Origin of the sequence: Collinsella aerofaciens, from assembly GCF_039836695.1 — a bacterium.
Lineage (GTDB): Bacteria > Actinomycetota > Coriobacteriia > Coriobacteriales > Coriobacteriaceae > Collinsella > Collinsella aerofaciens_BD.
The window spans coordinates 54,350-76,938 of record NZ_JBDPAC010000006.1 but is presented as its reverse complement, the minus strand read 5'-3'; the positions used below and the strand labels follow the sequence as shown (position 1 = coordinate 76,938).

The following is a 22,589-nucleotide window of genomic DNA, read 5'->3' as shown; positions in this document are numbered from 1 at the left end:
TTTTTGGGACGGGGCTTATTTGACTACCTGTCGATCTGATTGCCCAAGTAGTCAAAAAGCCCCGTCCCAAATTAGCTACCTTGCTCTGGCGGGCGGGAGCAGGTAAGATATACCGAGCGCCTAGCGCGTTCGATGGGTTCGGATGACGACATGTTCCGAATCTGGTCAGGTCCGGAAGGAAGCAGCCATAAGGAGCCTCTGTCGGGCATCCGAATCCATCGAGCGCACGGGCGCTTTTTGGTGCCGCGACATGGCCCGGCCGGCGACGAGGTATTTGGTGTCTCGCTGGTCCTCGGCTTCGCCTGCGGGATCGCTCGACTACCAAACACCTCGCCGCCGGCCGGGCCCCGTCGTCCAAAAATCACCCGTAAAGGCGCGTTTATCTAATTTAATCTATCCCTTGCGGAATGCGGCTTGCTGGTGTTGTCTGGGCATTGATGGCTGCGTGGTTCAAGAGACGGCGGCATTACCATTTGTTTTTTCAAGTAAAGAGGTCCGTTTCCCTGGGTTGGGGAAACGGGCCTCTTTTTGTCTCTGGGCTTGTGGGTTGGCGAAGACAATAACCGCTGGCGGCTATTTTGAGTTCTTGATGCGGCGGGTGGCTGTGGCGGTTATTCCGAGGCCTGTGGCGGCGATTCCTGCTAGCGCGATTGCGCTTGGCGTTGTGTCGCCTGTGTTTGCGAGCTTGTCGGCGGTCGTAGTTGCTTGCTTGCCGTTGCTTGTGTTCGCCTGCTTGGCGGAGCTCGGTGCGGCGTCTTTGCCGGCCGCGGGCGAGCCGGCGGGCTGTGCCGTCTCGGCCGGTTGCGCCGAGCCGGAGGGAGGCGTTGTCTCGGTGGGTTTCGTTATCTCGGGCGAGGCGGCCGTATCTGCTGCGGCTTTTGCCTCTTCGTATGCCTTGCAGGCGTCGTCATAGGCCGCTTGCGCCTTTTTCAAATTATCGAGGAGCGCATCTCGCTTGGCTGTTTCTCCGTCGAGGTGGGTTTTATTAAACTCTACTTCGCTTTCTAAGAAATAAATCAGGCTTTTCTGACTTTCGAGGCGCATTCGGCAGTGCTCAAGCTTATCTTCACAACGAGATTCTTGCTCTTGTGCATCCATGATCGCCAGTTCCAACTGCCATCTAGTTTCGTAATCCGTGTGGGGGATTTTATTTAATTCTGCCTCAAGGTCTCTTGTTCGGTTGTGGGCCTTATCGCATTCGGATTGGGCTGCATCGATGTCCGCTTGCATGGTAGGAAGGGATTCCTTATATATGGCAGCTCGCGCCAAATTAGTGTCGTAGTTCTTTTGAAAAATGGCAATTTTAGTATCGATTTCCGCAATTTTCTCGGGACTTGCGGCGTTTTTTGCGGCCTCGAGTTTTTTGAGCGCTTCCTGCATGGCTGCATACGCTTTTTCTTTTGCGGCGGCCGCATCTTCTGTCTGCGGGGTGCCCGAATTGCCGCTGGTGGCGCTCGTCTGCGAAACGGCCGCACCGGTGGGGGAACTGGTTTCTGCCGCGATCGCCGCTACGGGGGCGATTCCCGCGACAAGTGCCGCGGAAAGGGCGATGCCCACAGTTGCTCGTCTTGCTCTTCTTGCGAGAATGTCGTTCATCTCGGCACCTCATTTCAAGGGTCGGCGACTAACTTGGTAGCACTAATGTAAGTATACCAAGCGGTCGACCCGACACTGGCTGGGTGCGCGCGTATACCTCTCTGAAAACTGAATCCCGTTAGAAATGACGAGTTGTTTACGCTTCTTTTGGGGTGGCGGTACTATCATGATTCGAATTGAATGTGGATGATGATAGGGAGCGCCTTTTTATGATTGAGCTGCTTAGGCGTTTTGGTGGTAAGTTTCGCCGGTATATGGTGATCGGCCCTGCGTGTAAGCTGATCGAAGTGATCTTTGACCTGCTGACGCCGCTGGTGATTGCCCAGATGATCGACAAGGGCATTGGCTCGCACGACGTGAGCGCCGTTATCCACTACGGCATGCTACTTGCCGCCATGGCCGTGATCGGCATCTCGTTTACGCTCGTCTGCCAAAAGATGGCGGCGCTCACCTCGCAGGGCATGGGCACCGACATTCGCGGCGCGCTCTACGAGCACATCAACAAGCTGAGCTATGCTGAGCTCGACCGCTTTGGCACGCCGTCGCTCATCACCCGCATCACCAACGACGTTAACCAGGTCCAGCTCGCTGTGGCGCTGGGCGTGCGCATGCTCATCCGCTGGCCCTTTCTAGCGGTGGGCTCCATGTGCGCGGCCCTTGCCATCGACCTTAAGCTCGGCATCATCTTTTTGATCTGCACGCCCGCCATTGGCCTGGTGTTCTGGGTTGTCATGGCGCGCTGCATTCCGTACTACAAGCAGCTGCAGGCAAAGCTCGACCGCATCGCGCTTATCTGCCGCGAAGGCCTTTCGGGCGCCCGCGTGGTTCGCGCCTTCGTGCGCGAAGATCACGAGCGCGAGCGCTTTGCGCAGGCCGCCGACGACCAGGCCAATACTGCCATCGCGGTGGGCAAGCTCTCGTCGATTCTCAACCCCGTCACGTTTTTGGTGATGAACCTGGGCGTGTGCGCCATCCTGTGGGTGGGCGGCATCCAGGTCAGCGTGGGCGAGCTTACGCAGGGCCAGGTCATGGCGTTTGTGAACTACATGACGCAGACCCTGACCTCCATCGTGTACGTCGCCAACCTGGTCGTGGTCTTTACCAAGGCGAGCGCCAGCGCGTCGCGTATCAACGAGGTGCTCAATTGCGTGCCGGGCATCACCGACGAGGGCAACCAGCCGGTCGCGCTGCCCAAGCCGGGCAATGTCGCTCCAGTCCCCGCGCTGAGCTTGAGCCATGCGAGCTTCTCGTTTGGCGCTGGCGCGGCCAATGCTGTCAACGATGTGACGCTGGAACTCCCGCTGGGCAAGACACTCGGCATTATCGGCGGTACGGGTAGCGGCAAGTCCACGCTCGTCTCGCTCATCCCGCGCCTGTACGATGCGAGCACCGGCAGCGTGAGCGTGATGGGCGCCGACGTGCGCACCTGGCCGCTCGACCAGCTGCGCCGTGTGGTCGCGACCGTTCCGCAGCGCGCATCGCTGGTGAGCGGCTCCATCCGCAGCAACCTGACCTGGCGCGACGAGGCAGCAACCGACGAGGAGCTCTGGGCGGCGCTCGATATGGCACAGGCAAGCGAGTTCGTACACAACAAGCCACAGGGCTTAGATGCCCCGGTCGAGGCGGGCGGCAAGAACTTTAGCGGTGGCCAGCGCCAGCGCCTGACTATCGCGCGCGCCCTGGTGGGCTCTCCGCAGGTCCTAATCATGGACGACTCCGCCTCGGCGCTCGACTTTAAGACCGATGCAGCGCTTCGCCATGCCATTCGCGAACGAAGCATGCGCGGTGCCGCCGAGGGCGGGCTGTCGCTGACCACGGTGATTGTGAGCCAGCGCGTCTCGACCGTGCGCGACGCCGATATGATCTGCGTTCTCGACCACGGCTCGGTCGCGGGCCTGGGCACGCATGACGAGCTGTACGCGACCTGCCAGCTCTATCGCGAGATTTGCCAGTCGCAGCTGCGCCGTGAGGAGCTCGAGGGCCAGCAGGGGAGTGCGGCGCCCGCGCCCACCCCGATCGCCCCCGCATCCGTCTGCGCAAAGGAGGGCTGCTAAATGAATCCGTACACTTCTTCCGGTTCGGTCGCCACGATGACGGCCAACGTGTCCGGTAACGATAACCTCAACGACCTGGGCGACGGTCCGCGCCAGCCCGGCGACCCCGAGCGCTATCCCGTGGGTGCGGTGACCCGCCGCCTGCTGGGCTACGTTCGCCCGCACCGCGTCTCGTTTGCGGCATCGTTTTTGAGTGCCGCCGTCTCGGTGATTCTGCAGCTCTACACGCCCATCCTCATCGGCGAGGGCATCGACCTGATCGTCGCCGCCGGGCAGGTGGACTTCGATGCGCTGCTGCCGCTCGTTACCAAACTCGCGCTCGTCGTGGTGGGCGCGGCGGCCTTCCAGTGGCTGCAAGGCTACTGCGTCAACCGCCTGTCCTACGAGACAGTGCGCGACATGCGCGTGGAGGCGAGCGACAAGCTCAGCCGCATGCCGCTCAGCTTTATCGACGGCCATGCCCACGGCGACCTTATGAGCCGTGTGGTCAACGACGTCGACCAGGTGGGCGACGGTCTGCTCCAGGGCTTTACCCAGCTATTCACCGGCGTTATCACCATCGTTGGCACGCTCGCGTTTATGCTCTCCATTAACCTGACCATGACGCTTGTGGTGGTGCTCGTCACGCCTCTTTCCATTTTTGCAGCCGGCGCCATCGCCAAGCTTTCCAATAAAAGCTTTACGGCCCAGCAGCGTATTCAGGGTCAGCTCGGTGGTCATATTGAGGAGTATGTGGGCGAGCAAAAGCTGGTGGACGCCTTCGCCTACGGCCCGCACGCTCAGCAGCGCTTCGATGTCCTCAACGCCGAGCTCTATACGGCGGGCGAGCGCGCGCAGTTTATGGGTTCGCTTTCTAACCCCGGCACGCGCTTTATCAATAACATCATCTACGCCGTGGTCGCCGTGATCGGCTGCGTGGGCGTGATCACGGGCGTGCCGGCGGCGCTCACGGTGGGCGGCGTGCAGATTTTCCTGTCCTACGCCAACCAGTACACCAAGCCGTTCAACGAGGTCACCAACGTCATCACGCAGATCCAGACGGCGTATGCCTCGGCACGTCGTATGTTTGCGCTGCTCGATGCGCGCGAGCAGGAGCCCGATGCGGCGGATGCCGTGGAACTTGCCGCCCCGCAGGGCGAGGTCGCCTTTGAGCATGTGGACTTTAGCTACGTGTCCGACCGCAAGCTGCTGCAGGACATCTGCATCGAGGCCAAGCCCGGCATGCGCTTTGCCCTGGTCGGTCCCACGGGCTGTGGCAAGACGACGCTCATCAACCTGCTTCTGCGGTTCTACGATATCGATGCCGGTCGCATTGCGGTCGATGGCCGTTCCTCGCGTGATTACACGCGCGCAAGCTTGCGCCGCGCCTTTGGCATGGTGTTGCAGGACACTTGGCTGTTCGAGGGCACGGTGGCGGAAAACATCGCCTACGGCTGTCCCGACGCCACGCGCGAGCAGGTTATCGAAGCTGCCAAGCGCGCGCACGCGCACAAGTTTATCGTGCAGCTGCCAGGCGGCTACGATACGGTAATCGGCGAGGACGGCGGCACGTTTAGCCAGGGTCAAAAACAGCTGCTGTGCATCGCGCGCGTCATGCTCACCGACCCGGCGATTCTGCTGCTGGACGAGGCGACCTCGAGTATCGATACGCGTACCGAGCTGCAGGTGCAGGCGGCGTTCGACGAGCTTATGGCCGGCCGCACAAGCTTTGTGGTGGCGCACCGCCTGTCGACGATCCGCAACGCCGACTGCATTCTGGTGATGCGCGACGGCCAGATTATCGAGCGCGGCACGCACGACGAGCTGCTAGCGGCAGGCGGCTTCTACGCCGAACTCTATCGCAGCCAGTTTGCCCAGTGAGCAAGCCCGTGGGGCAAATTAATCAATCGACAGACGGTGGTTTACATCTGTCACGTTAGTACTAAGATATTCATCTAATAAATTGCATTAGTGGCTTTAGTTTTGGGGGATACGAGGCAACGTGACTATGACGTGCTCTTTGGTGGTTAACAGCAAGAGCGGTAATACCAGGATGGTTTCGGGCGCGATCAAGCGCGCTCTGCAGGCTGCGGGTGTTGAGTTTGTCCATGCCGCGGCGTTGAGCGACGATGCGGATGCAGATCAGGTTGCGCTCGAGGCGCAGGGCGCCTGCGCGGCCGACACGGTGCTCGTCGGTTTTTGGTGCGACAAGGGCGCGTGCACGCCTTCGGTCGCGGCGTTGCTCTCCGCCTTGCACGGCAAGCGCGTGTTCCTGTTTGGCACCTGCGGTTTTGGCGCCGACCAGAGCTATTACCAGCAGATTATTGATCGCGTGACTTCCAATTTGGCTGGGGATGCCGAGCTTGCGGGCTGGGCGATGTGCCAGGGCAAGATGGGTCCCGCGGTCAAGCAGCGCTACGAGGCCATGCTCGAGCAAGATCCCGACAACGCCCGATTTAAGATGCTGCTCGACAACTGGGTTGCCGCGAAGGACCATCCCACCAAGGAAGATCTGGATAACATGGCTGCAGCCGCCAAAAAGGCCGTGCTGGGAGAGTAGCTCCCATCGCTGACGGCGGTCGGTCCATCTTTCTAAATGAAGCGTCCTCCCGGGCGTCGGGGCACGAAGTTCCCTGCTCTACAGTCCCGCGCAAGACGAAGGCCACATTAAGTGGCCTTCTTTGCGTGCGGAACTCGCGATGAACTTCGTGCCCCGCCGTCCGGGAGGACGCCTCTTTATTGATGGGAGGCCTGATAGGTCGATGGTTCCGTGCCCGGATGCGTCCAAAGTGGGACGGGCTTTCCGGATGGGCAGGCTTTCGAAAAATGCGTTCCGGAATTTGCCTTTGGAATGGGACGTAGTTTCCCGTTGAGGTGCTTTGCGGAAAGTGCATCCCACTCTGGGCGGTCGAAGTGGGACACACTTTCCCAAAGGCGCTCCAACGGGAAATTGCGTCCCATTATTCGGTCAAGAAACGGGATGCATTTTCCCAATGAGAGCAAAACCGGAAAATGCATCCCACAATCAGCCCTCAAAGTGGGACGCCGTTTCCCAATGAGGCTCAAGCGGAAAATGCATCCCGGAATTTGCGCTCAAAGTGGGATGCGGTTTCCGGTTGAGGGTCTAAGGGGAAAGTGCGTCCCAGAATCGACGCTTGAAATGGGATGCAGTTTCCCGATGAGGCACTCGACGGAAAATACATCCCAGAAATGGCCTTTGAGCTGGGATAAGATTTCCGCGGCATCTCGGATTCTCAAAAATGAGACACGCCGTTGGCGAAAATGAGACACGTGATATCGGGCATCGGACGTATCATTTGTAAAAATGAGTCCACTCCACTCGAATAAAGCGAGGTCCCTCATGTACGTTCCACACCCCCGTATCCGTAGGCTGTCGAAAATCCCGCTTGTTGGGACGGCGGCGCTTGCTGCGTTGATCGCCACGAGCGTCGCCTGCTTCACGGCCGCGCCCCAGGTTGCCCAGGCGGCAGATGCGCCTGCAATCACCGATATGACCGAGCAGGATTATCAAGCCCTGGGTCTGGGCACGAGCGAGGACATTCCGGCCGATACCGTTGGCCCCTATTCCACTGATACCCCCACGACGTTTGCCACGCGCGGCGAGGTCTATATGGCAGCTAACGGTAGCCATGGCAATCGCTACACTCTGCGCGACAAGCTCGAGAACGTCGAGCGCGGTGACATTGGCGGCAGCAGCAAACTCACCGATGGCTATGGAAGTGTGTGGGGCGCCGCAAAGTTCTGGCAAAACGTCAACAACTTCGATACGAACAGCGATCTCTACAAGCATAGCGACTACGGTGGCGGCACCTGGTCGTACCTAAGCAACAATGAGTCCTCAACAGTACTCGCCAACGACAACAACGGTTTCTCGGGCATTCACGCCACGAGTGTTGAGTTCTGCAGCGACGCCAGCACGGGCAAAAAGAGCCGCGTTGCCGAGCTCCGTGCCTACGGCGACAGTTCCTCCACGACGATTGACGGCAAGTCATACGCCGGAAAGGTTGAGCTGGTCCTCTACTCGTTTAGCAACGGGCGTACGCGCACTCTCGACACACACCTGCCGGTGACGGTCAACACTAGTATGATGTACGAAGGCCGTTTTAAGTACCTGGATGCCGGTTACCTGCAAGAGCACGACGCCGTCTTTGATGTCGAGGCGGGCGATGTCGATGGCGACGGCGTCGACGAGCTTTTTGTCTACGCGGGCTGCTATGTCGACGAGAACGGCGTGCGCAAGGCTGTAGTCGACATGTATGACTTGGAGGGCGGCAACTGGAAGCAAAGCGTCGTCAAGATCGATGCCGGTAACGCCGCGGACTACACCACGCACAACAAGGGCGGGAACGACTCCTGGACGCAGCTTCAGTCAGCTCCTGTCGTTTCGCTAGCGGCCGGCGACCTCGATCGCGATTTTTGCGATGACCTCGCCATCGTGGTCTCGGCACCCTACGGCAAGAAGAATATTGATAAGTCGACGCATTGCGAGCTGTTTTCGTGGGATGCATCCAAGGGTGCGCTCGTCCATGTCGATGCTCTGGGCGACGCGGGCGCAATCTCCCTCTCCGCGAACGGCAAGACCATGGTCGCTGCGAATGCGACGTTCGGCACGTTTGCCGCCTACGATGAAGAAGGAAAGAAGACGGGTGAAACCGTCACGGGCCTTATTCTTGCGGGCTATGACTGGCAACGCAGCGCTTTTGATTACGGCGCTTCTGACGGCAGCAAGGGGCTGTACGGCGCGCTGTACCGCTACGCGTATTTTGACTCGGAGTCTGGCGAGTTCAAGCTTTCCGATTGCAAGGAATACAGAGACGGGCTCCTCGCCTCCTATGGGCTGATGCATGTGCCCAACAGCGCATGGAAGGATAGCGCTCAGGATAAGCGCTATCCGTGCACCTTGGCGCCTATTGCCCTTGCCACTGCCAACCTTGACGGCCTGTCCGAGCAGCTGGCGGTCGACGAGGTGCTCGTGGGCGGCGATGTGTTCCGCGACTTTGCCTGCAACACGGCACAGAGCGGGGCTCAGGGCTTGGGGTCCATGGTCGGAACCATGAGCATGAGCGGTCAGCAATACAACAGCAGCAACAAGCATGACCACAAGGGTATAGAGCAGGTGTGGATCAGCGACGTCAAGGCGGGCAGCGTCTCGGGTTCGGACCGCTATAACGAGAGCTTTATCGCCGTGGTGGGCAAGCACCGCGACGAGGACCTGCGCAAGAACGATGACTACTATTGGATGACCGCCTCGCATTTTTCGCTCGACGAGAACGGAAAGGTGCGCCGCGGCGAGGAGCAGGTGATTAGCGAGAGCAACCGTCGCGGCACTACCTACGGCACATTTATCTCGCTCGCGCTGCCCGATGTCGACAACGACAGCGTCAAGATCACGTACAAGGACCGCTACAAGGTCTATACCAACCCGCGCGTGCTTGCCGTGCTGCAGGATGCGCCCTATGTTGAGGATCTGGAGCAGGCATACGGCTATCTGGTGTTGGGCGGCACGTCATACGGAGAGGAAAAGGGCACGGGGACATCCCAGGGCTATACCATTGGCGCCGAGTTGGGCGTTGCCGTCGAGGTGCAGACCGGTCCGCCCCTGGTCGCGATGAATGCTTCAGTCGATTTTGCCGCCGAGGGATGCTATGACTACCGGAGCGAGCGCACGGTCAGCGCAAGCGTAAGCTATGAGTCGCATGCCGGCGAGGGTGACAAGGCCGTGCTCTACACGATTCCGATGGTCTATTACGAGTATGAGATCGAAAATGAGGAAACTGGTGGCAAGGGCGTGATGGCGACGCCCGTGTCGCTCGGCGCGCAGACCTCGGTCGTTAATGTCGAGGCCTATGACCGCATTGCCAAACAGCACAATATGACGCCGCTCAGCTACTTTTTGACCAACCGGTCGGGAGAACCCGGAACCTATCAAACGACGCTCAACGGCGAGACTCCCGTTGGGGATTCCTTTGGCCTGGGCAAGCCTGGCGTAACGCGCGCCTACACGCACGATGGGTTTAACGGCGCCGCCGCGCAGTCGGGGGCGAGCGTTGAGCAGACCATCGAAGTCGAGGAGGGCAAGGAGCAGGAGCTCGAGCTCGGCTTGACGCTGAACGGCAGCGTTGTCATGGGCGCGAAGCTCGCAAAGCACGAGTTGTTTGGCGGCCTGTGCTTTGGTGCCAACGCCGGCTTTACTACGGGTAACTCCTCGAGTGAATCGACCGAATACGGCGGCACCGTCGACAACCTGCCCGAGGCCGCGCAGGGCAAGTACGGTTTTGTGTGGCGTCTGGGCGTCAACGCGGTGGATGTCGACAAGTTCGAGGCAGACTCGGGCGACAAGCTCGGCACCAAGGACACCGACCAGTTCTGGATCGTGGGCTATGACGTTAAGGACGTCGAGATGCCCGACGCGCCGGCCGTGACGGGCTTTACGGCAAACGCCGTCGATTCGACCAGCGTTACGTTTAGCTGGGACGATGTACTCGCAAACAAGAGTGGCTTTAGCTACGGCGTGGGCATGCTGCAGAGCAATGCGGCGGATGCGGTCGTCAATAGCTGGAAGATTGCCGACAACACGCAGACCTCGCTCAAGTGGGATGGGCTGCAGCCCAATACGGAGTATCGATTCGCCATCGCCGCCGTTAAGAATGGATCCACGACCGAAACAGGTATTCGCTCGGCAATCATCACGGTCAAGACCATGCCCGATGGCATGACGATGACCGTGAGCGGACCTGCGGCGGATGCTGCGGAGGGGTCGGATCTTGGATACGACTCTTCGGTTGAGCGCGCGGCGGGAAGCCACCTGACGCTCTCGGCGATTGGCCATGTGAAGCAACTCGGTGCCGACGATAGCGAAACAGGGCTGGCACCGACCTATATGTGGTACCGCAAGGGCCGCGGCGAGACAGAGTTTAAGCTCGTGGGTGCCGATGGCAACCTCGCGGCTGGAACGGCCTCAAAGCTCGAGATTGACCTGACCGCAGACGATGACGGTGCGCAGTATTACTGCCACGTGGGATACAACGACGTGGGCCTCGACACCGGCACGACGCTCGTGAATATCGAGGCCGAGGAGACGGCGCCCACAACGGTGAACGCCACCCCGATCCGCACGCGCCGCCTGTTCTCACAGGCAAGTGCGGGCGCCAAGAAGTTCCTGGACCATACGCTGGTAAACACCGCCGGCCCAACCGATTCCGAAGGCTCAAAGGACCCCGAGACTCCTGAGACCCCGACGAACCCGGACAAGCCCAAGTCCGACAACGGAGCTAAGACCGACACCAAGGTCAAGACTACGACCACAGCGAAGAACCTCGCAAACACCGGCGAACAAACATTCGCCCTAGTCGCCACCGCAGCAGCAGCGGGAGCAACGCTCGTAGTGATAGCCCTCATCATGCTGATCAAGCGCCGCAAGACCCACTAGTAGCCAGTCGAACATATCGACAACCCAAAAACCCGGGTAGCCAAAAAACAGGCCACCCGGGTTTTCTGTTGAGTGGAGACTCCGCAAGCGGAAACTGCATCCCACAATTAGCGCCCGGAACGGGACACATTTTCCGTCAAGCCCTCATCCGGAAAATCCATCCCAGTTTGAGCGCCCAGACCGGGACGCACTTTCCCAAAGGGTCCTCAACGGGAAACTGCGTCCCATAATTAGGCCGAGAAATGGGATGAACTTTCCCAATGAGAGCCAACCGGAAACCACGTCCCAGAATCAGCCCCCAAAGTGGGACGCACTTTCCCAACGAGCCTCAACCGGAAAATACATCCCGGAATCCAGCTGAATAGTGGGACACACTTTCCCAATCGGGTCCCAAGCGGAAACTGCATCCCATTCCAGACAAGAATTCCGGGACACACTTTCCGCAAACAAAGAAGGCCACATAACGTGGCCTTCGTCTTGCGCAGGACTGTCCGAGCAGGGAACCTTATATGCCTCCGCCCGGACAGACGTTTCAGTTATGAGTGACCCGCTACTTGATCTTGGTCGTGCCCGGCGCCAGGTTGGGGTCGGTCTCGTTGGCCTCGGTCTGGAAGTGCTCGGTGTACACGTTCTTGCCGTCGCGGAACATCTCGTAGTACTGCATCTTGGCGTAATCCTCGCGCGCCTTGGTGGCGGCTGCTGCGGCGGCGTCGTCGCCGGTGACGTTGGAGGAGAGCGCCCAGCGCAGGCTGGCGTCCTCGTAGCCCACCGAGTTGATGGCGGGCAGCGACTCACGCAGCGTCATGTGCGCCTTCTGGTAGTCGGAGAGGGGTGCGCCGATCAGCTGCATAAGCTGCGTGGACAGGTAGTTGGTGGACAGGTCGTCGACCTCGCTCGTCTGGTCGCAACCGGCAACGTCGTAGTTAGCCCAAATGATGTAGTCGGTCTGCCACAGGCGCTCCTGATGCGTGGCATCGTCTTCGCCGGTAAACCACTTATCGTTGAACTTGGACGGGAAGAACGGCTGGTGATCGCCCCAGAACACCACGACCACCTTGCGATCGAGCTTGCTCAGGGCGTTGAGGAAGTAGCGCAGTGCCTGGTCGGACTGCTCGATGCACGAGACATACTCGTCGACATCGGACAGCGTGCCGTCCTCGACGGTCTTGGCGTCCAGATCGGTCGTGTCGATATTCAGGTGCATCTGCTTGTCGACCGGAAGCAGGCCCGTGTCGTAGCCCGAGTGGTTCTGCATGGTCACATCGAAGATAAACTGAGGATCGGCGTTCTGGTCGAGCAGCTCAAGAATTTTGTCGTAGGTAGCCTGGTCGGTCACCATGCCGCGCAGGGTATCGGCTCCCTGGAAATCGTTGATGGACAGGAACTGGTCAAAACCAAAGTCCTTGTAGACGTTCTCGCGGTTCCAGTTGGTCGCGTGGTTGGGGTGCATAGCCGTGGTGGAATAGCCGAGCGATTTGAACTGCTCTGCCAGGTTCCCGGTCGTCTCCATGTTGTAGATGGTGTAGGGGTACACGCCCGAGCCCAAGTTGGCCATGGAGTTGCCGGTCATAAACTCAAACTCGGTATTGGCGGTACCGCCGCCGTAGGCGCTCACGTAGAGCTTGCCGCGGCTGAGGCAGTTGGACAGGCTCTTAAAGTACTGCGGACCCTCGTAGCCGGCGCGCATGTTCTGGTAGATCGACAGATCCGAGAACGTCTCGTTCATGATGGCGATGACCGTGGGCTTCTCGCTGTCGAACTGCTCCTTTGCGGCGGTGCGCTCGTCACTCTTGGCGGCGTCGGACTTGTCGTAGGCCTTGGCGTACTTTTTGAGCGTGGCCTTGGCATCGTCGACGGAGTAGTCGGCGGGTTTGGGCGGCTTGATGGACTGCGCCGCGCTAATGAAAGCGGGCAGGTAGCCCTCGCGCCAGTAGCTCTCGAGCGGGCGCCAGGTGTAGACGGTGATGCCGAGGGTGTTGTAGTAGTCGATAAGCGTGACGTGCGCGGTCACACCGCCCAGGCACAGCACGGCCACGAGCAGGTTGGTGAGCAGCATGCGCTTGGCGTTGGCGGCATCCTTCTGGCGGTGCGGTGCAACCAGGCCGGCGTACTCGCACAGCAGCATGGCGATGGCGGTAAAGCCCATGGACAGCACACAGAACAGCGAGATGGAGAAGGTGTAGCCGGTGCCGGCGACCGCGGCGGCGGTGGAGATGGCCGAAAGGTCGCCCGGCTGGATGGGCATGGATTTAAACGTGATGACGAAGAACTCGGCAATGCCCAGGACAAAGAGGGCAAAGGCCAGGACCGCGGGAGCTGCGCCGTGGCGCTGGAACAGGAAGAACAAGCCAATCATGAGCACGGTGATGATGGCCCACTCGAGCAGGATGCACAGGGGGTAGACCCAGGTAAAGTCGTGGTTGGACGAGACCTCCATGCCCAGCAGCGCAAAGACGCCGGCGAGCAGCAGGCACAGGACGGCGGCGACGAGTGGTTTGCCCACAAAGGCGCCGCGCAGGCGGGCGAGCTTGCCGGTGGGGGCGGGGGCGTCGGGCTTGGCGAACGCAAAGACGCGCGGGGCGATGCGATCGCGGGCGATGCTGGCCCAGGCGCATCCGGTGAGGATGGCGTTGGTCAGGATGAGCATCACAAAGGCGAGCGGCTCGTTTTGGGCGACGAGGCCAATGGCGCCCCAAATAGTCAAAAAGACCTGGAACAGGCCGAAGACGACGCTCCACCCAAGAGCGCTTTTGGCAACGGTGCCCGACTGAGCGCGAATGGCCTTGGCCTCGCGCAAGACAAGGTAGACGGTCGCCGCAAGACCGACGAGCGAGATGGCGGCAGCGAACATGCTGAGACTCCTCACAAACTAAAACGTACGAAAGCGGGGGTTTACCCGATTGTTACCAAGATATGCGCTGCAATTGGTGGCTGCGCACAACAACCAGCCATATTAACGCGCACGTGCGGCGGTGTGGCGCAATGTAGTGGCGGCCTGCGCGATAATGGACGGGAATTACACGGAAACGTAAAGGCTTCTTAAAGAATTAGCGAGGATAGAGCTATGGGCGAGCAGGTTTGTATGACGGGCACCGAGTACTGCGGCGGAGCTGTGGGCGTGGACGCGGGCGGCTATCCGGTCGAGACTACGGGCAACGCGGCGCTGGACATCTTGGAACACCGCTCGTCCACGCGTGCCTTCGCGCGTGATGACGACGACCGTCCCGTGGCGGTGACCGACGAGCAGCGGGCGGCGATCTTGCATGCGGCGAGCCGCGCGCCGTCGGCGGGCGCCATGATGATGTATTCCATCGTGAGCATCCGCGAGCAGGCAACGCTCGACCGCCTGGCCGACCTGTGCGACCACCAGCCCATGATCGCCAAGGCGCCCTGGGCACTTATATTTGTGGTCGACTATGCCAAGTGGATCGATCTGTTTGAGCACGTGGGCTGCTTTGAGCCCGAGTTTGTAGAGCGCACGGGTAAGGCGCCCCGCCGCGCGCCGGGTCTGGGCGACTTTGCCATCGCGGCTCAGGATGCCGTGATCGCCGCGCAAAACGCCGTGGTTGCCGCCGAGGCCCTGGGGCTGGGGAGCTGCTATATCGGCGACATCGTCGAGAACGCCGAGGAAGTTGCCGCGCTGCTCGATCTGCCGCCCTATACCATGCCGCTGTCGATGCTCATCATCGGCACGCCCCGTAAGGAGCGCCCGGCAATCGCGCACCCCGTGGTGAACCTGGTGCACGAGGAGCGCTACTGCCGTGCGGATGCCGCGACTATGGATGCGCAGGTGGCCGAGATGGATGCGATGTTTCGCCCGCACGCCCGCGAGGTGGGGGAGCGCGTCGTGGATATCTACACCCGCAAGCACACGAGCCCCTTTATGGCCGAGATGAGCCGCTCCATGGAGTGGTGGTTCAAAAACTGGCTCGGAAAATGACGAACGTGACAAGGGGATAGTCCCTTTGTCACACTTCATATCGCCGCGGTGGCCTAAAGACTGTATAAATCTTTATCTAGCTGGGAAAACAGTGCATTAAAACATGGGCCGATTACCTATAATCCCTTCGAACATTAAAGTTGGGAGGAAACCGGCTTATGGAACAAAAGGCCAAGGAGGCAGCTTCGCACGCTGCGATTCCTGTGAGCATCTCGGCGATGCTCGTCACGCTGGGCGTGGTGTACGGCGATATCGGCACCAGCCCTATGTATGTAACCAAGGCGCTCGTTGCCGGCAACGGCGGCATCGGAAGCGTCACGGAGGAGTTCGTGCTCGGCGCGCTCTCCCTTGTCGTGTGGACGGTCACGCTGCTGACCACCATCAAGTATGTGCTCATCTCGCTGCGCGCCGATAACCATGGTGAGGGCGGCATCTTTGCCCTGTACAGCCTGGTCAAGCGCTGCGGCAAGTGGCTCATCATCCCCGCCATGCTGGGTGGCGCCGCGCTGCTCGCCGACGGCATCCTGACACCTGCCGTTACCGTTACCACGGCCATCGAGGGCCTGCGCACCATCCCGGCGGTCCATGCCGTGCTGGGCGATGACCAGGGTCGCGTCGTCGCCATTACGCTCGCCATCATCATCGTGCTCTTCTTGGTACAGCGCATCGGTACGGCCAAGATCGGTCACGCCTTTGGCCCCATCATGACGCTGTGGTTCCTGTTCCTGGGCGGCACGGGTCTGTTCTTTGTTTTCCAGCACCCCGCCGTGCTGCTGTGCCTCAACCCGGTGCGCGGCATCGCCTTTTTGCTGAGCCCCAACAACCACGCGGGCATCATGATTCTGGGCAGTTGCTTCCTCGCCACCACCGGTGCCGAGGCGCTCTACTCCGACATGGGCCACGTCGGCCGCGGCAACATCTACGCTACCTGGCCGTTCGTTAAGTGCTGCCTGCTGCTTTCCTATATGGGCCAGGGCGCTTGGCTTATGAACAACGCTGCCAACCCCGAGCTCATGGGCATTGCCGACCTCAACCCGTTCTACCAGATGCTCGCCCCGGGCCTGCGTCCCTTTGCCGTAGGCCTTTCCACCGTTGCGGCCATCATTGCCTCGCAGGCGCTCATCACCGGCGCATTCTCGCTGGTGTCCGAGGCCAGCCGTCTGGACCTCATGCCGCACATGCAGGTCTTCTACCCTGCCGAGACCAAGGGCCAGCTCTACATCCCCATGGTCAACAACGTCATGCTTGTCGGCTGCGTCATCGTGGTGCTGCTGTTCCAGAACTCGGCGCATATGGAAGCCGCCTACGGCCTTGCCATTACGCTGACTATGATGTGCACCACGTTGCTGCTCTTCTTCTACCTGCACGAGGAGCGCAAGCTCAAGGTCGCGCCGTGGATCTTCGCGGCCTTCTTCCTTTTGCTCGAAGGCTTCTTCTTCGTGAGCTCGCTCACCAAGTTCTTCCACGGCGGCTACTTCACCATCCTCATGGCCGCGCTCATCATGGGCATCATGGTGTGCTGGTACAACGGCACGGCGGTCGAGCAGCGCCAGTTTACGCTGCTGCCGCTGCGCAGCTACCTACCGCAGCTCAAGCGCCTGCGCGACGACGACCGTTACGAGCGCATGAGCGACAACGTCGTGTACCTGACCAAGGACACCCATACCGACTACATCGACCGCGACATCGTCTACTCGATTTTGGACAAGCATCCCAAGCGCGCCCGCGCCTGGTGGTTTGTGAATGTCGAGACTATGGACGAACCGCACACCTTTGCCTATTCGGTCGAGACGTTCGGCACCGACTACGTGTTCCGCGTGCATCTGTACCTGGGCTACAAGATCAACCAGCGCGTCAATGCCTACCTGCGTCAGGTTGTTCAGGACCTGGCTGCCACCGGCGAGCTGCCGCCGCAGACGCATGACTACTCGGTCTACAAGGATCCGGGTAACATCGGCACGTTCAAGTTCGTCCTGATCCGTAAGCTTCTGGCGCCCGAAAGCGATGTGGAGCCCAGCGAGCGTACGGCCATCACGCTCAAGTACATCATTCGCCGCGCCGCCGGCACGCCCGCGCGTTGGTACGGCCTGGAGAACTCCAACGTGAGCTTTGAGTACGTGCCGCTGTTCACCAAGTTCAAGGCCGTGAACAAGATGCAGCGCCTGGCTCCCAACGAGCGGCCGTAGTCGAAGCTCGAGGTTTGTCTGCGAACGGGCGGGCTTGTATTGACGGGGATTGAGTCCTGGGAGGAAACCATGGATGCAAAGGTGCTTGACGGTTGCGATCTTGCGACCGAGCTGGTGCATGAGATACGCGCCGATGCTGCCGAAGATCGGTTCTTTACGAATCGGGCCAACATGGACATGGCCGACCGCGTGATTTCGATCGTGGTGACGGTGCTTGTCGCGGCGTGCGTGTGCGCACTGCTCGCGCACGTGCTGTTTGTCTAACGTCCGCAGGTTGCAAAGGCTTTACACTTGGAACCACCACAAGGGGAAACCACCACAAAGGTGCCTGTCCCCTTTGTGGTGGTTTTTGTTTTTGAGAGAGGGGCGGGACGCTGATGGACGTCCGTACGGACGGCGATATTGCCGATAGCTTTTGGTGGCGGCGCACTACGATGACGCGTCGCGGCCCCCTGTACGATATCTGCGTGTCGGTGGGGCTGCTGGTCGCGGCGACGATTGTGGGCGCGCTGCTCGACCATCCGGGTCTCGCGCCGAGCATCATGATCGTCTATGTGTTCGCCGTTCAGCTGTGCGCATTCTTTACCTGGAGTCGCCTGTATTGCTTGCTGAGCTCGGCTGCCGCCGTGGCGCTCTACAACTTCTTGTTTGTCGACCCGCGCTACTCGCTGTCGCTTATCGACCGCGGCTATCCCGGCATGTTCTTCATCATGTTTGTGGTCTCGCTTGTGTCGAGCTCGATTGCGTTGGCCCTGCGCCGCGCCTTGGCACAGGCTGCCGCCAGCGACCGCCGCACGCATATGGTGCTCGAGACCAACCGCATGCTGCAGCGGTGCGCCGATCAGCATCAGATCGTTCACGCCATGGCCACGCAGCTGGCGCGTCTTTCGGGCTGTCCGGTCGTGTGGTACAGCGCCGACGCCGAGGGCGATGACCTGCTGCCGCGTGCGACGTACACGGCCGTGGGCGATGCCGCCCCGGTGCACGAGCTGGCGCCGCAGATGCCGCCGAGGCTCTCGGCGTCCGCCTACGTGGGAACGCCGCTCGACGCCACGTTTGGCGGTTCGGCGTTCTATGGCATCTACCTGACGGTTCGCACGGGCGACGGCTTCGTGCGCTCGGGCGACCCCGCCTCGGTGGTGGGCGTGCTGGCTATCGTTGCCGAGCCCGATGTGCTAACACACGAGGAACGGACACTTGCCGATGCCATCGTGAGCGAAGGCGAGCTGGCACTCGATCGCGCCCGCGCCATGGAGGCCCGCGAGGAGGCGGCGGTGCTCGCCAAAAACGAGCAGCTGCGCGCCAACCTGCTGCGTTCCATCTCGCACGACCTGCGCACACCGCTCACCAGTATTTCGGGTAATGCCGACGTGCTGCTCGACCAGGGCTCGACCGGCACCGCCGTGCTCGACGCCCAGACGCGCCGCGGCCTGCTCCTGTCCATTCGCTCGGATGCGCAATGGCTCAACGCCACTGTCGAGAATCTGCTCGCTATCACCAAGCTCGAGGGTGGCGGCATGCGCCTGTCGACCACGCTCGAGCTCATGGACGATATCGTCGAGGAGGCACTGCGCCACGTGAACCCTGCCGTGCGCGAGCACGACCTTAAGGTGGTGCCGTGCGATGAGCCGGCGCTCGTCAATGTCGATGCGCGCCTGATGGTGCAGCTGGTGGTCAATCTGGTGAACAACGCCGTCACCTATACGCCCGCAGGCTCGCATATCGTGATTTCGATTGGCGTCGACGGTGGGCACGTGACGTGCTCAGTGGCCGATGATGGCCCGGGCATTGCGCCCGAGGACCGCGAGCGGATCTTTGAGTCGTTCTACACCGCCAACCACGGTCTTGCCGACAGCCACCGTAGCGTGGGCCTGGGACTTTCGCTCTGCCGCTCCATTGCATTGGCGCATGGCGGTAGCATAGAGGTTGCCGCGGCGGACCCGCACGGCTCGGTCTTTACGATTGAGCTTCCCGTCGCCGACGTTTCGTTTGATAAGGAGTAGCGCTGTGCCGAACTCTGCCGTAAAACCGCTCATCTTGGTTGTCGAGGACGACCCCGCCGTTCGCAACTTAATCGTTGCCGCGCTCGAGGCGCACGGCTTGCGTCATATGGCCGTGGAGACCGCCCATGCCGCCATCGCCGCTGCCTCATCGCAGGCACCGAGCATTGTGCTGCTCGATCTGGGCCTGCCCGATATGGACGGCGTTAAGGTGGTGGAGTCGGTGCGCGCATGGTCGGGCATGCCGATCATCGTGGTCTCGGCGCGCAGCGAGGATGCGGACAAGATTCGCGCGCTCGATGCCGGCGCCGACGACTACCTGACCAAGCCGTTTTCGGTCGAGGAGCTGCTCGCGCGCATTCGCACGACGCTCAGGCGCCTTTCGTATGCGCAAACGGGCGGCGTTGCTTCCGAGGGCTCGTTCGATACCGGTGAGCTGCATATCGATTTTGATGCCGGCATCGCCACGATGGATGGCGAGGAGCTGCATCTGACGCCGATCGAGCACAAGCTCCTGTGCCTGCTGGCGCATAACGCCGACAAGGTGCTGACGCACCAGTTTATCCTGCACGAGATTTGGGGCACGGCGACCAAGAGCGACCTGGCAAGCCTGCGTGTCTTTATGGGTACGCTGCGCAAGAAGATCGAATCCGACCCCGCGCATCCGCGCTATATCCAGACGCATGTGGGTATCGGTTACCGATTGGTCACCCAAGGCTAGATTGCCAACCACCATCCCACTATGAGTTGCGGTGAAATACGGTCTAAATTTGCCTAATTCCAGGCAAAGCAGTCCATATTCCACCGCAACTTTGTCTATTTGCCCTTGGGCTTGCTGGCGTAGAACTTCTTCTTTTTGAGCTTGCCGGCGGGGGAGGGTTTGCCGTTGCCGTGCGACCCTCGGTCGCCGGCCTGCGCGTGCGCGGGCGCCGTTGCACGAGACTTGCGGGCCTCGGGGTTGCGCAGCTCCTCGGTTCGCTCTGCAATCTCCTCGGCACTAAAGCCGACCTCGGCCATGGCATCCTCGATGGGCAGGCGGCGCACGATATAGCAGTGGTGCACCTTCTGGTTGCGTGCGAAGTCCTCGGGGATGGTCTGCGCCGTAATGTCTTCCAACACGACGCCCGCTCGTGCGAGCTTGCGCGTCTCGGGGCGGAAGCCGCGCAGGTTGCAGCTAAAGATGGCATGCCCGCCCTGTGCGAGCAGGCGCGATACGCCGGCCAAAAGCTCAACATGGTCGCGCTGGACATCCCAGGTGCGACGGCCCATCTTGGACGAGTTCGAAAACGTGGGCGGATCGACAAAGATCAGGTCCCAGCGGTTGCGCGTCTGGCGCTGATCGCGAATCCAGGCGAGCACGTCGTCGCGCACAAAATGATGCTGCGGTCCCACAAAGCCGTTTTGGCGCATGTTGCGCTCGGCCCAGTCCAGGTAGGTGTTGGAGAGGTCGACCGTCACGGTCTCCTCGACGCCGCCGTCTGCCGCATAGCAGGTGGCGGTGCCGGTGTAGGCGAACAGATTGAGGAAGCGGCGCGCCTGTTTGGCGTGCTCGCGCACCAGGTTGCGGGTGACACGGTGGTCCAGGAAGATGCCCACATCCAGGTAGTCGTCAAAGTTGACGGCAAAGGTGAGTCCGCCCTCTTCGATGAGCGGCAGGCGACGGCGTGCGATGTTGGCGCGCTCGCCTGATGCGCCCTTGCCGGCGCCCTGCTTGCCGTACTGCGAGCCGCCGCGCGAACGCATGCGGGCCTTGGCGTGCACGTGCTCGGCCGGAACATCCAGGATACGCGGCGCGATGGCCAAGATGTCGAGCATGCGGGCCTGGGCTAGCGCGGGATTGATGGTCTTAGGCGCGGCGTATTCGGCGATGACGAGCCAGCGGCCCGGCGTCTGCGGGCAGCCCTCGTACAGATCGATGGCGGCAGAGTAATCGGGCAGGTCGGCATCGTAGACGCGGTAGCAGCTCACGCCCTCGCGCTTGGCCCACTTGCGGCGCAAACGGGCATTCTTGCGCAGGCGGTTGGCGAACTGCTCGGACTCCGGAATGAGCACGGGCAGCGGCTTACCGTCGCCCAGGTCGAGCATGGCAGCCGGTTCGGGCATGGCGGGGGCGGCGCCTTCGTCGTTGGCTTCGTCGGTATCCGCAACCTCGGCCTCGGCATCCGCGCTGGTCGCAGCCTCAAACGCTGCGGCGGCGTGGTCGAGCGAAGGCCAGACTTCGACGGTCGCCTCCTCGTTGTTGGGCATGACGGCGATCGAGCGCTCGGGCTCGGCGTGGAGCGCGCGGGCCAGCAATCCGTCACGGGTGAGCGCGGCGACCGGCGCCGCGGCAAGCTCGGGCGCGCGGCGCAGCTCGCCGATCAGCGTCATGGCGTCATGCATGAGCGAAAGCGGGGTCTCGGTGGTGTCTGCGACCACGGCGGCACCGGCGACGGCGCCCGCGTGGTCCAGTACGATTGCGGACTTGGCGGCGCAAAAATCGACAAAGCGCTTGTAGCCGGCACACTTAACCATGCGCTCAGCGGTCTTGCGGGCGGCGGGGTCAACATCCACGGCCACGATGCGTGCCTGGCGCTCGCGCGCTGCCGCCTCGCGCTCGCGTGCCTCGGCAAGCAGCTGCTCCCACAGAGCGGCGTCGTGCAGCTGCCAGCCCTCAAAGCCCCAGCGCTCGCGTGCGGCGCCCGGGGCGCGGTCAGTCAGAATGTTCACGGCCTCCAGCAGCAGGCCGCCGCCGGCGCACGAGGCATCGACCAGCGTGGGCAGGGCCTCGTTCTCGTAGTCGTCGGCCGTCAGCTCGCGCTCGCACAGTGCGGTCCAGCCGACCTGCGCCAGCACCAGGGCGGCGTAGTCGGGGCGCAGCACGTGCGCGCCCTCGCCGGCGCGGGTCGCTGCGGGCGGCAGGCGTTTGAACAGCGGGTCGCCTGAAAGGTCCAGGCTGATGCTCGCGCGGCGCTGGCGCAGCGAAAGCAGCAGGTGAACATCGGGATCGGCGGCGTCGACATCGGCGCGGCGACCCGTGGTCTCGGCCAGGCGGTCACATAGCGCGTCCTTGGCTCGCAGGGCCGAGAAGCGCGTGTTACGCAGCTGCTCGGTCACGCCGCGGGCGGTGATGGCGATGGTGGCGCCCGGGCGAACAATGCTCTCCCAGGCGATGTCGTAAACGCTATCGTACAGCTCGTCGGCATCCTGCGCCTCAAAGCGCCCGAGTACCACGAACACGCGGCTCGCCAGGCGCGACCACAGACAGGCGCGGTAGCCTTCTTCGAGCTCGCCCTCAAACGTGGCGCGGCCCTTTAGGCGGCGAACATGCGAAAGCCCGAGGCGTTTAAGCTCATCGGCGAGTGCGGACTCAAAGCCCTCGGGGCAGCTTGCGTAAAATTCCAT

The 22,589-nt window shown here is 61.4% G+C and carries 12 protein-coding genes and 1 other RNA gene; 10 read left to right on the top strand and 3 right to left on the bottom strand.

Going from position 1 to position 22,589, the window contains the following annotated elements; all coding sequences use genetic code 11:
• Positions 1 to 129 precede the first annotated feature (129 nt).
• An RNA gene (gene ffs, locus ABG996_RS04550) (signal recognition particle sRNA small type) lies at positions 130 to 225 on the top strand.
• 348 nt (positions 226 to 573) lie between these two features.
• Here ffs and ABG996_RS04545 read toward each other — a convergent pair.
• Complete coding sequence (locus tag ABG996_RS04545) at positions 574 to 1,596, bottom strand: LPXTG cell wall anchor domain-containing protein (protein WP_347478660.1); 1,023 nt, start codon at positions 1,594 to 1,596, stop codon at positions 574 to 576.
• 209 nt (positions 1,597 to 1,805) lie between these two features.
• Between ABG996_RS04545 and ABG996_RS04540 the strand changes: the two genes are divergently transcribed.
• From ABG996_RS04540 to ABG996_RS04525, 4 genes are all read left to right on the top strand, one after another.
• Positions 1,806 to 3,650, top strand: a complete 1,845-nt coding sequence (locus ABG996_RS04540; protein WP_347478661.1) for an ABC transporter ATP-binding protein — start codon at positions 1,806 to 1,808, stop codon at positions 3,648 to 3,650.
• Positions 3,651 to 5,510, top strand: coding sequence for an ABC transporter ATP-binding protein (locus tag ABG996_RS04535; protein WP_347478662.1), 1,860 nt, complete (start codon positions 3,651 to 3,653; stop codon positions 5,508 to 5,510).
• 127 nt (positions 5,511 to 5,637) lie between these two features.
• On the top strand, positions 5,638 to 6,189 hold the full coding sequence (bilS, locus tag ABG996_RS04530; protein WP_099432355.1) for a flavodoxin family protein BilS: 552 nt from the start codon (positions 5,638 to 5,640) through the stop codon (positions 6,187 to 6,189).
• 801 nt (positions 6,190 to 6,990) lie between these two features.
• Positions 6,991 to 11,079, top strand: coding sequence for a fibronectin type III domain-containing protein (locus ABG996_RS04525; protein ID WP_347478663.1), 4,089 nt, complete (start codon positions 6,991 to 6,993; stop codon positions 11,077 to 11,079).
• 550 nt (positions 11,080 to 11,629) lie between these two features.
• Here ABG996_RS04525 and ABG996_RS04520 read toward each other — a convergent pair.
• Entirely contained in the window at positions 11,630 to 13,930 is a 2,301-nt protein-coding gene (locus ABG996_RS04520; RefSeq protein WP_347478665.1) for an LTA synthase family protein, read from the bottom strand.
• 213 nt (positions 13,931 to 14,143) lie between these two features.
• Between ABG996_RS04520 and ABG996_RS04515 the strand changes: the two genes are divergently transcribed.
• The 5 genes from ABG996_RS04515 to ABG996_RS04495 all read left to right on the top strand — a co-directional run bounded on the left by ABG996_RS04515 (position 14,144) and on the right by ABG996_RS04495 (position 19,926).
• A complete protein-coding gene (locus ABG996_RS04515) occupies positions 14,144 to 15,019 on the top strand; it encodes a nitroreductase family protein (RefSeq protein ID WP_347478666.1) in 876 nt (291 codons plus the stop codon).
• A 158-nt stretch (positions 15,020 to 15,177) separates the two neighbouring features.
• Positions 15,178 to 17,205, top strand: coding sequence for a KUP/HAK/KT family potassium transporter (locus tag ABG996_RS04510; RefSeq protein ID WP_035138754.1), 2,028 nt, complete (start codon positions 15,178 to 15,180; stop codon positions 17,203 to 17,205).
• Between the two features lie 69 nt (positions 17,206 to 17,274).
• The gene (locus ABG996_RS04505) at positions 17,275 to 17,469 is read left to right on the top strand and encodes a hypothetical protein (protein ID WP_217750693.1); all 195 of its coding nucleotides are present in this window, start codon (positions 17,275 to 17,277) and stop codon (positions 17,467 to 17,469) included.
• Positions 17,470 to 17,582: 113 nt separating this feature from the next.
• Positions 17,583 to 19,208, top strand: a complete 1,626-nt coding sequence (locus tag ABG996_RS04500; RefSeq protein WP_347478669.1) for a sensor histidine kinase — start codon at positions 17,583 to 17,585, stop codon at positions 19,206 to 19,208.
• Between the two features lie 4 nt (positions 19,209 to 19,212).
• Entirely contained in the window at positions 19,213 to 19,926 is a 714-nt protein-coding gene (locus tag ABG996_RS04495; RefSeq protein ID WP_347478671.1) for a response regulator, read from the top strand.
• A gap of 95 nt (positions 19,927 to 20,021) precedes the next feature.
• On the opposite strand, the gene rlmKL is transcribed toward ABG996_RS04495, so the two are convergent.
• Entirely contained in the window at positions 20,022 to 22,589 is a 2,568-nt protein-coding gene (gene rlmKL / locus ABG996_RS04490) for a bifunctional 23S rRNA (guanine(2069)-N(7))-methyltransferase RlmK/23S rRNA (guanine(2445)-N(2))-methyltransferase RlmL (RefSeq protein ID WP_347478672.1), read from the bottom strand.

Coding starts and splice junctions, on each gene's coding strand:
- ABG996_RS04515 (WP_347478666.1), top strand. CDS start 14,144: ATGGGCGAGCAGGTTTGTATGACGGGCACCGAGTACTGCGGCGGAGCT.
- ABG996_RS04505 (WP_217750693.1), top strand. CDS start 17,275: ATGGATGCAAAGGTGCTTGACGGTTGCGATCTTGCGACCGAGCTGGTG.
- bilS (WP_099432355.1), top strand. CDS start 5,638: ATGACGTGCTCTTTGGTGGTTAACAGCAAGAGCGGTAATACCAGGATG.
- ABG996_RS04520 (WP_347478665.1), bottom strand. CDS start 13,930: ATGTTCGCTGCCGCCATCTCGCTCGTCGGTCTTGCGGCGACCGTCTAC.
- ABG996_RS04525 (WP_347478663.1), top strand. CDS start 6,991: ATGTACGTTCCACACCCCCGTATCCGTAGGCTGTCGAAAATCCCGCTT.
- ABG996_RS04510 (WP_035138754.1), top strand. CDS start 15,178: ATGGAACAAAAGGCCAAGGAGGCAGCTTCGCACGCTGCGATTCCTGTG.
- rlmKL (WP_347478672.1), bottom strand. CDS start 22,589: ATGGAATTTTACGCAAGCTGCCCCGAGGGCTTTGAGTCCGCACTCGCC.
- ABG996_RS04500 (WP_347478669.1), top strand. CDS start 17,583: ATGGACGTCCGTACGGACGGCGATATTGCCGATAGCTTTTGGTGGCGG.
- ABG996_RS04545 (WP_347478660.1), bottom strand. CDS start 1,596: ATGAACGACATTCTCGCAAGAAGAGCAAGACGAGCAACTGTGGGCATC.
- ABG996_RS04540 (WP_347478661.1), top strand. CDS start 1,806: ATGATTGAGCTGCTTAGGCGTTTTGGTGGTAAGTTTCGCCGGTATATG.
- ABG996_RS04535 (WP_347478662.1), top strand. CDS start 3,651: ATGAATCCGTACACTTCTTCCGGTTCGGTCGCCACGATGACGGCCAAC.